The organism is Actinomadura formosensis (assembly GCF_050948385.1).
Taxonomy (GTDB): Bacteria; Actinomycetota; Actinomycetes; order Streptosporangiales; family Streptosporangiaceae; genus Spirillospora; species Spirillospora formosensis.
This window is the reverse complement of the sequence record NZ_CP192011.1, coordinates 3888602-3901738: the sequence shown is the minus strand read 5'-3', so window position 1 is coordinate 3901738 and position 13137 is coordinate 3888602. Positions and strand designations below refer to the sequence as shown.

Genomic DNA, 13137 nt, shown 5'->3' with positions numbered 1-13137 from the left:
GGCATGGGCTTCATCAAGGACGCCAAGCGGGACGCGATCGCCAAGGAGGCGGCCCGCGCGCGCGAGGAGGGGCGGCGGTTCTTCACGCCGAAGCTCAACTCGCCGATGACCCAGCACGGGTTCTCCGGCTCGATCGCGGGGTGGGCCGAGCAGATCGAGGCGATCGAGGACGCCGGCTGGGAGTTGACGTCCTGGACGGTCGCCCACGACTCCAAGGGGCGGCCGGAGGCGTACCCGCTGTTCGAACTGCCGGCCGACTGACCTCGCCTAGCCCTTCAGCACGGCCGGGCCGACGGTTTTGCCGGCGTTGACGATCTGCGTGGGGATCGACCAGGCGGTCGGCTGGTCCAGCTCCAGGCGGCAGGAGTTGTCGCTGCTGGAGTACTCGGTGGCGATCACCCGCCACACGGTGCCGTCGTGCGCCTCGGGCGGCGGGGTCTGCCCGTGGGAGTGGTTCTGGATCATCCCGCGCGGCATCACGTCGGTGATCTTGATGAGCTTGCCGGGGCGGATCTCCCACGGCTGCACCATCCGGGACGCGCCCGAGTAGGAGGTGGCGCCGGGGTCGTAGTAGTGGATCGGCCGGCGGATCGTGATCGTGCCGGTGTTGCCGGTCTTGCGGTAGCGCGACAGCAGGCCCCGCACGTCGTCGATGGCCGCGCCGGTGACGGGGCTGTCGCGGATGGCGGTGATCGACCTGGCGACCCTCCCGACCGCCAGGTCGTTGCCCTCGGAGAAGTCGGAGGGGATGGCCTCGTCGTCGGCCGGCCAGGTCGACCACCCCACGGTCATCAGCTTGTGGCCGGGGGTGCCGGTCCAGTCGGAGCTCACCGGGTAGTTGTAGAAGACGTAGTTGTACAGCCCCTCGCCGGTCGGCTGCTCCTCCAGGCCGTCCAGCGACGACGCCTGGTAGCCCCAGCTTTTGGGCCAGGTCGCCCACTCGAAGCGGTGCCCGAACAGGTTGCGGTCGCCGGACTGGTCGGTGGCGCCGTATCTGGACTCCCAGATCGCCCAGTACGCATCGGGCTGGGCGTTCATCATGTCGGCGAGGACGTCGGCGGCGGTGGCGCCGTCGAAGTAGGTCAGGTGGGTGAACTTGGCGGCCGAGGAGGCGTCGAGGTAGACGTCGATCGGGCGGACCTGGCCGGGGAAGGGGAGGTCGCCGCCGGTGACGCCGTTGTAGGTGTACAGGTTCCAGCCGCCCACCAGGAACCGGCCAATCACGTCCTCGACCACCTGGGGGACGGTCACGTAGTCGCCGGGGTAGGAGACCGGGGCGGTCAGCGCCGTCCCGTTGCGGTCCAGGCGGAGCACCTGGACGCGGGGGTTGGCGATGCGGCCGACGACCTTGTCCGGAGCGCTGGTGTAGTCGCCGAAGGTGGCCGAGTTGCCGACGCCCGTCCAGATCTCGATCCGGTTGACGTTGTTGATCTGCCATCCGCCGGTCTGGTCGAAGGACGACAGCGTGTCGCCGACCCGGCGCCAGTCGCGCCGGTTCTGGGTGTAGTTGGTGGCGTGGAATTTCCCGTCGCTCCCCTGGCTGCCCCCGATCTGCCCGGCGACCTGGACCGAGTTCCACAGGTGCGTGGGCGCCTGGTTGCCCGACCCCGCCGGGGCGGAGGAGGCGAAGGTGATGTCGTAGCGGCCGGCGCTCAGGCCGCACTCCTCGCCGCGCTGCCACGTCAGCGCCTTGTACATCGCAAATCCCCCGCCGGCGGGGCCCGGCCAGACCAGGTTCCCCTCCCAGCGCACCTCGATGACCTTGGTCTGTTCATCGGAGGAGAACTGCCAGAAGTTCTCCGGTTTCTGCAGCCAGGACTCGATCGAGGAGTCGATGTAGAACATGGGCCGCTGGATGTCGGAGGCGACCACGGCGGCGCCGAGACACGACAGCTCCCAGGTGTCGGAGTCGCTCGATCGGCGCGGCCCCTCGATGCGGCCCTCCCACACGATCTCCGCCGAGCGCAGGTCCACGATCTGCACCCGGTCGAACAGCCGCGCGAGCTGGTCGAACTGCTCTTTGTCGGCGTTGAACAGGTAGCCGGACGCCGGGCTGCCGGCGATGGAGGGGCGGTGCAGGGTGATCGTGGCGCTGGCGAACCCGCCGGGGATCGCCGACCGGAAGGTGAAGTCGTCGACGGCCTTGGTGACCCACACGTCCAGCGCCGGATGGAAGTTGTTGTAGATCCGCACCCCCAGCGGCGTGGGGACGCCGTTCAGCAGCGTCTCGGGGGCGAGCGCGACGCGCGGGCCGACCGGCTGCGCGGCGCCGGTCTCGGTGGCCTGGCCGACCGGGACGGTCTTGCGGACGGCGAACGCGGTGGCCGCGCCGGTCTCGGCGGCCTGAGCGAAGGCGACGGTGCGCAGCGGGGTGACGGTGCCCGCCGTGTCGCTCTCGGCGGCCCGGGTGGTCGGTGAGGCGAATCGGGTGGCCGCGTCGGTCTCGGACGCCTGGCCGATGGGGACGATCTCGCCTCCGGTCACGAGCTGGGCCGCGTCGGTCTCGGACGCCTGGCCGACCGGGACGGTGCGGGAGGGGGTGATCGGCTGCGCGGTATCGGCCTCGGCGGCCTGCCCGGCGGGGACCGTCTGGTCGGTGATCGCCGGGCGGACGCTGACGGTCCAGACGGTGACGTTGTCGGAGGCGAAGCTGTTGCCGCTGACCCAGTTGGGCGGGGTGATCGTGGAGCCCTGCGCGCGGCCGGCGGCCAGGCCGTCGTCGGCGACCGCGGTGATCGTGCCGCCGGCGCCGCCGGCCAGCGTGGTGGAGTCCGCCCGCTCGGTCCAGGTGGTCGTCCAGCCGCTGGTGCCGGTGGAGGCGCGCTCGGCGACGGCGGTGACGCCCACGCAGCCGGCGAACCCGGTGACCACGCCGGGGCAGGCGTGGGAGGCGGTATTGGCGTTCTCGTCGCGGATGGCCCAGGTGTCCACCGGCTCAGTGGCGTGCGCGGCGCGCAGGACGAGCAGGACGGCGGATTGCCTGTTGGCCGTCCCCGGCGTCGAGAGCGTCAGCGCGCCGGACTCGGTGCCCGCGCACACCTTGCGGTAGAAGCGCGACCGGATCGAGCCGGAGTCGCCGTCATAGGACTGCTTGAGGGCGAAGCCGCCCGGGTCGGTGGGCGTGGCCGTGCTCACCATCGTCCAGAACAGCAGCGCGCAGTCGCCCGCCTGGACCCCCGCGGGCCAGGACAGGTTGGTGATCTGCGTGCCGTTGTCGACCCCGCCGGAGTCGGCGCCGACCAGGCTGACCACGAGGCCGCCTAGCTGGCGCGGAAGAAGCCGGTGGCGGCGACCTGCGCGGTGATCGAGGACCCGTCGGTGGTGACCACGAAATCGTGGTGGGTCATGGGGATGATCGCCGAGTCGGCCGAGGCGGTGTCCGGCTTGTAGCAGATGATCAGCTTGGCCAGGGTGTTGTTCAGCGCCCCGCCCGCGGTTGCCCAGGTGATGTCGTCGATGTCGACGTCCACCAGGTTGGTCGTGTCGTTGACGGTCACCAGCACGCCGGTGGCGGTCTTGCGGGCGTAGTTGGTGAAGTCGGCCTCGGTGTTGGCGGCGAGCACCTGCGCGAGGGTGTCGTGGTCGCGCAGCGCGTCGTCGGCCTGCGCGACCTTGAGCAGCGCCACGACGAGCGAGTCGTTGGCGGCCGGGAGGGTCGCGTAGTAGGCGCCCCTGCCCAGGGCGATGTTGAAGACACCATTGCTCACTGTGTTCCTCCTAGGCGGTCGCGACGTCCAGCCAGCGCGGCCAGTAGCTGATCTCGACGGTCGCCGAGGCGGTGATGGTCCCGGTGCCGGTGAGCATGTACCAGCGGTTCAGCACCCCGGGCACGAGCATCGGCAGCCCCCCGATGCGCGGCACCAGCCCGCCGCCGTTGTCGATGGTGCGGGTCAGCCCGAACGGGGTGGACCCGGCGGCCATGCCGTAGGTGGCGTCGTTGGGGCCGTCCAGCACCAGGTAGCCGGGCGCGGCGGCCTGGTACACCGAGCACAGCCGCTCGTCGGCGGGCAGCAGGTAGACGTAGTCGATGTTCAGGTCCGCCGTGCCGCTGACGCGGGCGGCGTAGATGTCCAGGTTCGAGGCGGCGAAGCCGGGCGGCAGGGCCGAGTAGCCGATCGAGGACGGCGCCGTCGTGGCGGGCGGATACTCCAGCACGCCGAGGTCGACGAGCTGGAACGCGCCGGCGGCGATGGTGACGGTCGCCGCCGGCCCCGGATTGGCGTCGGTGCCCGGCTGCTGCCAGCGGATCTGGAAGGTGCTGGTGGCCTGCGCGGCCTTCACCCCGCACCGCGCGATCACCCGGTACCGGCCGCGCAGCGCCTCCGATGACGTCGCGGTCGGCGCGCTCACCGTGACGACCCGGCCCATCAGGTTGTTGCTGGAGAAGGTGCGGGCCACGGCGCGGTTGACGCCGGTGCCCGAGTACAGCCCGCCGCCGTCCCACAGGGATGAGTTGCCGTCCAGGCTGCCGGACTCGGCCTGGGCGACGTTGGTCAGCGCCGTGGGGTTGTTGATGGTGCGCTGCGCGAGCAGGATCACCGCGCCCGCGCCGAGCCCCGCGATGCGCACGAACGCCGGCGTCGGCCCGTCCCCGAGGATCTGCGCGCCGGGGATGTCGAAACGGGTCGGGTTGGTCGCCGCCGCCGGGTCGTTGGCCACGGTGACCGGGGCCAGGTCGCGGCGCACGCCGATCGCGTACGGCTCGGCCGCGACCGCCGCCTTGATCTGCCACACCTTGCCCGGCACGAACTGGGTGTCCAGCTCGAAGGAGTCGCTGCGCAGCGTCCGGAAGAACACCGGCACATCGTGCAGCTGGCTCTTGTACATCAGCAGGTTCGCCGGCTTGCCGACCTCCTTCTCGAACGCCTTGAGCTGCGCGACCCGGGCCGCCTCGGTCTCGCCCTCCAGCCGGAGCGTGAACTTCAGCTCCCGCAGGTCGTAGGACGCGGAGGTGAGGATGCCGCCGTCCATGAGGGCGTTGCGCACCAGGGACCGGGTGACCGGCGGCGGGGAGATGTCGAAGTCCTCGCCCAGCGTCCGCCAGGTGGCCCCGTCGTTCATGTCCAGCAGCGTGGAGTGCACCAGGGCGGGCTGGTCGACGAACTTCCAGGTGCTCGGCAACGCCCCTCCCTCAGCCGGTCCGGCGCCGCTGGTCGGAGGCGCGGCCGGTGTGCTTGGTGACGATCTCGGCGACGGCCTTGCCGTCCATGTCGACCTTGATCCCGGCGCGGCGGATCGCGTCGGCGACGGCGTCCCCGATGGCCCGCGCGTTCAGCGCGCCCTGGTCGCCGCGCGCGGTGCCGCCCGCGCGGGCCAGGCCCGGCGGAGCGCCCATGCCGGGCACGCCCGGCGCGGCCAGGGACGGCACGGCGGCCCCGGCCATCGCGGCGGCGGCGCCGGCGATCCTGCGGTGGGTGGAGTTCATCCCGGCGACCAGGCCCTCGCCGAGGTTCACGCCGAAGCCCATGAACACCTTGGAGGGGGAGTTGATCCCCAGGACCCGGCGGACGGGCCCGGGGATGATGTTGCGGACCAGGTCGCCGATCCAGCGGGCGATCCTGCCCGCCATGGACACCAGGCCGTTCCACAGGCCGATCAGGATGTTCTTGCCCTCGTTGTAGAGCAGGCGGCCGGTGTTGCCCAGCGCCCGCGCGATCCGGCCCGGCAGGCCGTACATCCAGTTGACCAGGCCGATCGCCTTGCCGATCGCGGCGCGCGCGAGCGAGCCGAACCATCCGGCGACCCGGCCGGGCAGCGCGGCCAGCCACCCGGCCGCGGCGAGCACGCCCCGCACGGCCGCCGCGACGCCGGACTTGATCTTGCCCCAGTACTTCGTCGTCAGCGCGATGATGATCCCGAGCGGCCCGAGCATGATCGCGATCAGCAGCCGCCAGTGGTTCTTGACGAAGCCGACGACGAAGTCGACGGCCTTCATCACACCGTTCTTGATGGCCCCCCACGCCTTGACCGTGAACGCCTTGATCTCGTCCCAGTACTTGATGACCACGATGACGATCCCGGCGACGAGCGCGACGATCAGCGCGATCGGCCAGAACGCGATGAGCCACTGCGCGGCCATGATCGCCGCGGAGATGACGGCGCGCGCGGCCATCAGCGTCCACTGCAGGGCGATCCGGCCCGCCGCGATCGCCATGGACGCGGCCATCCGCGCCGCCTGCAGCGCGAACTGCGCGGCGACCCGCGCCGCCGACGCGATCGCCCGCCCGGCGGCCGCGGCCATCTGCCCCGCCCACCGGCCCGCCGCGACCGCCGCCCGCCCGAGCGCCGCCCCGGCGGTCCCGGCCGCCGACCCGACCCGGATCAGGCCGCCGGTCAGCATCGTCACGCCCCGGATCAGCGGGCCGATCTTCCCCGCGACCAGGCCGAGGAAGATGCCCCAGGCCAGGAACTTGGACACGACGTCCTGCACCGGACCGGGCAGGGAGCTGAACCACTTTGCCAGCTGGCCGAGCACGACCGCCACGCCCGGCAGGATTGTCATCAGGTCCCGCGCTACCTGGCCCAGCAGCGCGAACGTCTGCGTGAGCTGCTGGTTGCCCTGGCTGGACTGCGTCCACGCCGCGAACTTTGCGGTGAGCCGCTCGATCGTGTCGAGCAGGGAGCCGGCCTGGCCCGAGGCGGAGCCGAAGATCCCGCCGAGCGCCGTGCCGAGGTTGACCGCGATCCGCCACAGCTGCGACAGCGTGTCGCGGCCCTTCATGAAGAACGTCATCAGGGTCGCCATGCCGTGCGCGGACTGCGCCCACCGGGCCATGGCCGCCGCGCCCCGCGCGATCGTCGCCAGCAGGTTCCCGCCGCCCGCCGTCGCCGCCCGCCACACCGCGGCGACGGTGACCCCCAGGGAGCGCAGGATGGAGCCGATCAGCGTGAGGGTGTACAGCGCCCGGGTGAACCACGCCGCGGCCTTCCCGGACCGGGAGATCTCCGACATCCACCGGCCCGTCGCGGCGGCCAGCCCGCCCAGGCCCGCGCCGATGCGGGGCACGACGCCAAGGAACGCGCCCGCCAGGTCGCGCAGGCCGCGCAGCAGCGGCGCGACGCCCTTTCCGGCGCCGTCGGCCCCGGCGGCGATCGCGCGGAACAGGCCGCGCAGGAAGGCGATCGAGCGGCCCTCGCGGGCCACGATGACCGCCTGCGCGGCCAGCCGCCCGAACGCGGCGGCGGCCAGGGCCGCGCCACCCTGCAGCGGGCCGCGCAGCCGCGCGCCCAGGCCCCGCGCCTGCGCGGCGACCGGGGCGAAGAACGCCTGCTGGACGGTGCGCTGCAGGCCCGACAGCGCGCCGCCCAGCTCCGAGGCCACCGCCCGCGCGGCGGGCGGCAGCTTCTTCAGCGCGTCCTGGTACTTCTTCATGTCGCCGGAGATCGCCGCCTTGAGCGTGTCCGACAGGCCGTCGACGGCCAGCGACATGATCGCCAGCGAGGTCTTCCAGGCGACCGCGACGGCCGGCAGCGCCAGCCCGAGCGCCGCGGCGGGGGCGAGCGCGGCGCCCAGTGAGAGCGCCAGCCCGGCGACTCCGCCGGCCGCCGGGCCCAGCGCGCCGGCCAGCGAGAACGCCGCCCCGGCCAGGGCGACCAGGCCGCCGGTGCGCGCTTTGGCGCCGATCCCGTCGAGCTTGCGGTCGAGCCGGTCGAGCTGCCGGGTGACCCGGCTGACGCCCGAGCGGACGGCCCGGTCCCGCACGCCGATGCGAATGAGCAGGTCACGGATCGTCGCCACGATCGGCCACCTCCTCGGGGGGTTCTGCGGGCCGCTGGGGCGCCTCCCAGCGCGGCAGGTAGTCCTTGGGTTCGGCGGCCTTGCCCTTGTCGCGGAAGACGTTGGCCACGGCCGCGGCGATCAGCGCGGCGAGCTGGTCGTCGCGCTGCTGGCCGAGCGGCCCGTACATCCGCTCGTAGATCTGCCACTCGGTGAGCTCGCGGGAGTCGATCGAGCGCAGCAGGGCGCCGACGGTCATGCCCAGGTGCGCGGCTAGGCGGAAGCGGAAGGCGCGCCCTGGGTCTCGCCGAAACCCTCCTCCAGCTCCTCGACGTCCTTGTCCGACAGGCCCGACAGCCGCTGGCACGCCTCGAACAGGCGGTCCAGCGGCGCGGCGTTCTTGGATCCGAGCTTGATCACGTCGGCGGAGGAGAACAGCGGCGCGCCGTGCTCGTCGACGGCCGACAGCGCGATGAGCTTGGCCCGCATGTTGCGGGCGTTCAGGCGCCGCTTGTCGCCGACCTGCCGCACGAGGGAGTTCTCCCACTCGTCGCGCTCGGACCCGGTCAGGGACCGCAACCGGACGTCTCCGCCCCATTCGGGGCAGGTCACGACCTCGTAGGTGCGGTCCTCGGCGCCGAGGATCTGGTCTCTGGACAGCAGGCTCATGCGTCGCCCCCCTCGGGCTCGTTCTCGGGTTCGTCCGCGATGCGGATGCACACCCGGTGCGTGGCCGCCTCGTCGCCGACGGCGTACCTCCATGCGCGCCCGTCCGCGCCGCGCTCCTTACCGGGGTGATGGGCGAACACCTCGGCGTAGATGGCCTCCGGATGGAACTCCAGTGACACCAGGTCGCGTACCTGGAACCCCAGGGACTGGGCCAGTTCGGCGACCTTCGCGCGCGGCACCGACGCCGGGATGCCCGGCAGGATCTGGGCCGTCACGCCGGGACCGCCACGTTCTCGGCCGGCACGCTGGTGATCGCGAAGGCGATGTTGACCACGGCCGCGTCGCCGCCCTCGATGTCGATCGGCATCCCGACGCTGGACACCCGGACGGGGAAGATGCGCATCTTGCGGCCCGGGACGTCCCCGCCGTCGAAGATCATGACGAAGCCGGACGTGCCGCGCGGCAGCAGCTGCCGGGCGTCCGCGCCCGCCTCGTCGGCGTAGAAGGCGAAGCTGGAGTCCTCGGCGCTCGTGCGGCCGGGGATCTTGCCGGTGAATTCGGAGTCCAGGTCCGGCGTATCGACGTTCTTGCTCTCGGTCACCCAGCCGTCGGCGTTCTGGACCTCGCGGGTCACGTCCGTCCCGGCGTTGATCTCCCCGCGGGTCGGCGCCGACTTGTTGGCGACCGCCGTGGCGAAGACGATCTTGGTGACGCCGGGGTTGATGTACCGGCTGCTCGCGGTGATGGGCGTGGCAGACATCAGCTCTCCTCACTGCCGCGCCGGCGCCTGCCGGCCGGTGCCCGAGATGACGAAGCCCCGGCGGTGGCCGGGGCCGTGGAGTCCGGAGTCATGGAGTCCGGAGTGTTGGAGTCCGGGACGCTGGGAGGCGGGGCCGGTGCGGGCCGCCCGCACAGCGGGCACGCCTCGGGCGGGTCGCCGCTCTCGTCGACCGTCCACCCGGCCAGGACGTGCTGCGGCACGGCGCTGACCGGGACCATCGCGGGCGCGTCCACCTCCGGGTGGCGCATCTTGACCTTGTCCACAGGGCCCCCTTTCAGGCGGACGCGCCGATGATCACGACGTCGTAGGTCACGGGTGTCCCGCCGCCGCCGTTGCCGAAGCGCAGCAGATCGCTGGCGCCCGCGCCGACCGGATAGGCGGTCGCGTCCGGGGCCAGCAGCGCGAGCAGGCCGCCCGGCCGGACGTTGACCTTGTCGGTGGCGTCGGCCACCCAGCCGGTGAACTGCGTCGCCGCCGCGCCGCCCACCTGGACGGCGTTGGTGTTGCCGGGGGCGGCGTAGACGATCAGGCCGCGGACCCGGGCGAAGGTGATCGCCTGCCCGAACCCGTCGAGCAGGGACCCGGCCAGGTCCAGGTCCTCGGTCGCCGAGGCGGCCAGCGTCCGCTTGTCGTGGAAGACCTTGTCGGCGGAGTTCGCGCCGGTGCCCGAGCCCCAGATGTACTGGCGCGGGTAGCGCAGCGGCACCGAGCCGGACGCCAGGTCCAATTCGGCGGTCAGTTCGGCCGACAGCTCGAACATGACCCTGGTGGTGAGCATGGCGGTCCTTTCAGTGGAATCCGGCGTCGCGGGTGACGCGGGCGACGACGCGGTCGATCTCGCGGGCGGCCCGGCGGCCCTTGCTCGCGACGGCCGGGGCCAGGAACGGGCGGGCCCGCTGGGAGTACCAGCGGCGCCGGTCGCCGAAGTAGGGGTGCCGGAACGTTCCAGGGCGGCCGCCGTGCTCGTAGGGGCGGCCGTGCGGCGCCTTGCGCCGGTCGACCCGGACGCGCACCCCCGGCGTGCCGGAGAACCGGACGGACACCTTGATCGCCTTGGGGATGCGGGTGGACCAGGCGGCGTTGATCTTGGCCTGGTCGGCGACGATCCGGCCCGCCGTGCGCAGGCCGGGGCGGAGCTGGCGGCGCAGCTCGGGCGGGATGCCGTCCAGGTCGCGGATCAGCCGCCGGATCTCGTCGGTCATCGGGCGCCGCTCACCGCGTGAAGGCGTCCACGGAGACCACGAACCGGACGGTCGCCACTGCGCCCTTGTTCGTCTGCTCCTGGGCGAACGCGCCGCTCGACAGCCGGGCCCGGTTCACCAGCCCGCCCAGCCGCTGGTCGCGCTCCAGCTCGGCCGCGAGCGCGTCGAGCATTTCGTAGACGCGGTCCCGGACGGCCTTGGCGTCGTGCTCCTCGCCACGCCACGACGAGGCCAGCGAGGTGATCTCGTACCGCTCCCGGTCGGGGGAGGTGGCGAGCTGCTCACGGGTGCGGGTGTCCTCGACGGCGGCCTCGCCCGGATCGCCGGTGAAGCCGATCGCGACCACGTCCGGGTCGGTGTCACGGTGCGGACCCCCGTCCAGCACCTGAACCTCCGGCAGCGCGGCCCGCGCCCGCGCCACCAGCGCGTCCAGCACGGCCGGGACGGTCGAGACGCTCACGCCTGCCCCTCGGCGGCCGTGCCCGGGTCATAGACGGCGATCTGCTGGACCCCGGCGAGGACGAGCACCTCGACGCCCGGCAGCTTCTCCTTCAGCCCCTTGGCGATGCTCGCGGCGTGCTCGGCGTTCGGCGCGTCCGGCAGCGTCACGATGAGCACCTGACCCGGCTGCACCGTCAGAGCCGAATGCCCCGCGACCGGGACGGCGTCGCGCGGCGCCTGGCGCGGGCGGAGCGCCGGGCGCGGGGCCGGCGGCGGGGCGTCCTTGCCGGTGATCCGGTCGTCCAGGCTCATCCGATCAGCACCTCCGAAGTGGGGTTGTCGCCGAGCCCGAGGAGTTCGCGGACCCGGATCGGCAGGGCGTAGGCGACGCCGGGGATGATGGGCTGCCCGTCGTCGGCGATCGCGGGACGGCCGCCGCCGGAGTTGAGCTGGGACGCGCGCCACAGGTGCGCGGCCATCTCCAGCCCGGCGAGCCGGACGTTGGGGGGAAGGGGCACCCGGCCCGCCTGGTAGGTGACGCGGACGTCGCCGGGGAAGGCGGAGGTGTGCTGCAGGATCCCCGCGCCCGGCTGCTGCATCAGCCACCCGTCGGCGCCGGTGCCCCGGTCGCCCGCCGGAACGAGGCCGAGGCCCGGCAGCCGCTCGACCTTGGTGACCTGGATGACCGGCTTGTGCTCCAAGACGATGAGGCTCGACCACGAGCACGCCTCGGTCACGGCCGTGACCGCCGAGACCTCCCCGATCCGGTCCCGGATCGAGTAGCAGGCCGCCGACACGAACCCGGCCAGCTCGTCGTCATCGGCCGTGCCGGTCTTCTGCATGTGCGTCTTGACCTCGGCGACGGTGATCCAGTCCGCCGGCGCGGTGGTCAGCATCAGGCCAGCGTCCGGGCCGAGTCGGCGTAGGCGTCCAGATGCTCGGCGTGGGTGAGCCGGTAGGCGCCGCCGACGTCGCAGTGGAAATAGCACGCCCACCGCAGCGGCTTGCCGAGCGCGGCGCGGCTCCGCCCCCAGTCGGCGACCGACCGCAGCCACCGGTCCGCCTTGGCCGTGTCCCAGGAGGAGTCCACGCCGTACTCGGCCAGGCCGAGCGGGATGCCGCGCGCGTCGGCGAACTGGGCGACGCGGCGCGCCCGGACGTCCATCGGCGCGGCGTCCTTGGTCGAGGTGATCTCCCCGATCGGGTACTCGTCGATCGCGATGAAGTCCACCAGGTGGTCGCCCGGCCAGTAGTGCCGCAGCGCCGACTGCGGGTCGGCATACGGCAGGTTGCACGACCAGTTGGTGAAGCACACCCCGACCGGCACCCCGGCCGCCCGGAACGGCGGCGCCGACCGCTGGTAGAGGTCGATGAACGCCTGCCCGGACATGTTGTCGACCGGCTCGTGGTAGATGATCACGTCGCAGGGATGGCCGCGGGCGACGATGTCGGCGGCGAGGGCCTCCAGTGTCGCGATCGGCGTGGACATCGTCGGCTTGACGCTGTAGACGCTCTTGCGCGCCCCGAGGTCGTGCCGCAGCTGCGAGGTGCCCACCGAGGACGGCGGCGCGCCCTCGTAGCAGCGGCGGACCGGCATCGGCCGCCCGGTGAGCGACTCGAAGGCCGTGATCGCGTCGGCCCAGCCCTGGCCGCTCACCGGGGTGACCGCCGCGCCCACGAGGGTCACGAGCCGCCTCCGGACTTGTCGGCCGCCTTGCCACCCGACTTGTCCGCGGGCTTCTCGGCGGACTTGTCCTCGGCTCCATCCTTGGACGCGCTGGCGGCTGCCCGCCGCGCCTTGTTCGGCGGGCGGCGGGCAGCCTTGACCTCGGCGTCCTCCTCGGCAGCAGGCGGGTCCAGCAGCCCGTACCGGTCGGCCAGGTCACGCTCAACCTCGCCGCCCTCGGGGCACAGCAGCACCTTCGGTTCCGGGCTGTCCTCGCCGACCGTGCGCTTGCGGTCCTCGGTCAGGTAGACGCGGCGGTCGATCTTCACGCGGCTCATGCGAACGTCGCTCCTCCGGTCAGGGCGGCGAGCTGCCAGGCCGACCCGTCGTAGGCGATGACGCAGCCCTCCCCGGCGGCGTCGAGGGTGACGGTGCCGCCCGAGACCGCGAGGGTGTACTTGCCGGTGGACGACAGCGACCGCAGGCACACGTAGACCACGTGGCCCGCCTGCGTCGCGGTCATCGTGGCCGCCTTGGTGGCGGCGTCCGTGCTCGACAGCCCCACCACCCGGTCGTCGCGGGCCAGGGTGAGCGCGCCGTTGGCCGCGACCGTCCGGACGGCGCCGGGCCGCGGGTTGGCGCCTTCGATGGCTCCCACGGC

The 13137-nt window shown here is 72.8% G+C and carries 18 protein-coding genes; 1 reads left to right on the top strand and 17 read right to left on the bottom strand.

Features of this window, described 5'->3' with window-relative positions:
• Positions 1 to 3: 3 nt before the first annotated feature.
• Complete coding sequence (locus ACQP1N_RS18775; RefSeq protein ID WP_433225625.1) at positions 4 to 261, top strand: hypothetical protein; 258 nt, start codon at positions 4 to 6, stop codon at positions 259 to 261.
• Positions 262 to 267: 6 nt separating this feature from the next.
• Here ACQP1N_RS18775 and ACQP1N_RS18770 read toward each other — a convergent pair whose 3' ends face one another.
• From ACQP1N_RS18770 to ACQP1N_RS18690, 17 genes are read right to left on the bottom strand one after another with little or no spacing between them, the layout of a single operon-like run.
• A complete protein-coding gene (locus tag ACQP1N_RS18770; RefSeq protein ID WP_433225623.1) occupies positions 268 to 3252 on the bottom strand; it encodes a hypothetical protein in 2985 nt (994 codons plus the stop codon).
• Between the two features lie 8 nt (positions 3253 to 3260).
• On the bottom strand, positions 3261 to 3707 hold the full coding sequence (locus tag ACQP1N_RS18765) for a hypothetical protein (RefSeq protein WP_433225621.1): 447 nt from the start codon (positions 3705 to 3707) through the stop codon (positions 3261 to 3263).
• Positions 3708 to 3717: 10 nt separating this feature from the next.
• Entirely contained in the window at positions 3718 to 5121 is a 1404-nt protein-coding gene (locus tag ACQP1N_RS18760) for a hypothetical protein (protein ID WP_433225619.1), read from the bottom strand.
• 10 nt (positions 5122 to 5131) lie between these two features.
• Positions 5132 to 7738: a hypothetical protein gene (locus ACQP1N_RS18755; RefSeq protein ID WP_433225617.1), complete on the bottom strand. Its 2607-nt coding sequence runs from the start codon at positions 7736 to 7738 to the stop codon at positions 5132 to 5134.
• The gene (locus tag ACQP1N_RS18750; RefSeq protein WP_433225615.1) at positions 7722 to 7976 is read right to left on the bottom strand and encodes a phage tail assembly protein T; all 255 of its coding nucleotides are present in this window, start codon (positions 7974 to 7976) and stop codon (positions 7722 to 7724) included. Before ACQP1N_RS18750 ends, ACQP1N_RS18755 begins: the two co-directional genes overlap by 17 nt.
• A gap of 14 nt (positions 7977 to 7990) precedes the next feature.
• Positions 7991 to 8386, bottom strand: a complete 396-nt coding sequence (locus ACQP1N_RS18745) for a hypothetical protein (protein WP_433225613.1) — start codon at positions 8384 to 8386, stop codon at positions 7991 to 7993.
• Positions 8383 to 8661 (bottom strand): hypothetical protein, encoded by a 279-nt coding sequence (locus ACQP1N_RS18740; RefSeq protein ID WP_433225611.1) that lies wholly within the window; start codon positions 8659 to 8661, stop codon positions 8383 to 8385. Before ACQP1N_RS18740 ends, ACQP1N_RS18745 begins: the two co-directional genes overlap by 4 nt.
• Complete coding sequence (locus tag ACQP1N_RS18735; RefSeq protein WP_433225609.1) at positions 8658 to 9146, bottom strand: hypothetical protein; 489 nt, start codon at positions 9144 to 9146, stop codon at positions 8658 to 8660. The genes ACQP1N_RS18740 and ACQP1N_RS18735 overlap by 4 nt, the downstream gene beginning before the upstream one ends.
• Positions 9146 to 9430, bottom strand: a complete 285-nt coding sequence (locus ACQP1N_RS18730) for a hypothetical protein (RefSeq protein WP_433225607.1) — start codon at positions 9428 to 9430, stop codon at positions 9146 to 9148. Before ACQP1N_RS18730 ends, ACQP1N_RS18735 begins: the two co-directional genes overlap by 1 nt.
• Positions 9431 to 9441: 11 nt before the next feature.
• Complete coding sequence (locus tag ACQP1N_RS18725; protein ID WP_433225605.1) at positions 9442 to 9945, bottom strand: hypothetical protein; 504 nt, start codon at positions 9943 to 9945, stop codon at positions 9442 to 9444.
• Between the two features lie 10 nt (positions 9946 to 9955).
• Complete coding sequence (locus ACQP1N_RS18720) at positions 9956 to 10369, bottom strand: HK97 gp10 family phage protein (protein ID WP_433225604.1); 414 nt, start codon at positions 10367 to 10369, stop codon at positions 9956 to 9958.
• A 10-nt stretch (positions 10370 to 10379) separates the two neighbouring features.
• A complete protein-coding gene (locus tag ACQP1N_RS18715; protein ID WP_433225603.1) occupies positions 10380 to 10829 on the bottom strand; it encodes a hypothetical protein in 450 nt (149 codons plus the stop codon).
• The gene (locus ACQP1N_RS18710) at positions 10826 to 11122 is read right to left on the bottom strand and encodes a hypothetical protein (protein WP_433225601.1); all 297 of its coding nucleotides are present in this window, start codon (positions 11120 to 11122) and stop codon (positions 10826 to 10828) included. The genes ACQP1N_RS18715 and ACQP1N_RS18710 overlap by 4 nt, the downstream gene beginning before the upstream one ends.
• Positions 11119 to 11706, bottom strand: a complete 588-nt coding sequence (locus tag ACQP1N_RS18705; protein ID WP_433225600.1) for a hypothetical protein — start codon at positions 11704 to 11706, stop codon at positions 11119 to 11121. The genes ACQP1N_RS18710 and ACQP1N_RS18705 overlap by 4 nt, the downstream gene beginning before the upstream one ends.
• Positions 11706 to 12497, bottom strand: coding sequence for a hypothetical protein (locus ACQP1N_RS18700; RefSeq protein ID WP_433225598.1), 792 nt, complete (start codon positions 12495 to 12497; stop codon positions 11706 to 11708). Before ACQP1N_RS18700 ends, ACQP1N_RS18705 begins: the two co-directional genes overlap by 1 nt.
• Entirely contained in the window at positions 12494 to 12814 is a 321-nt protein-coding gene (locus tag ACQP1N_RS18695; RefSeq protein WP_433225597.1) for a hypothetical protein, read from the bottom strand. The genes ACQP1N_RS18700 and ACQP1N_RS18695 overlap by 4 nt, the downstream gene beginning before the upstream one ends.
• Positions 12811 to 13134: a hypothetical protein gene (locus ACQP1N_RS18690; RefSeq protein WP_433225595.1), complete on the bottom strand. Its 324-nt coding sequence runs from the start codon at positions 13132 to 13134 to the stop codon at positions 12811 to 12813. Before ACQP1N_RS18690 ends, ACQP1N_RS18695 begins: the two co-directional genes overlap by 4 nt.
• Positions 13135 to 13137: the final 3 nt, after the last annotated feature.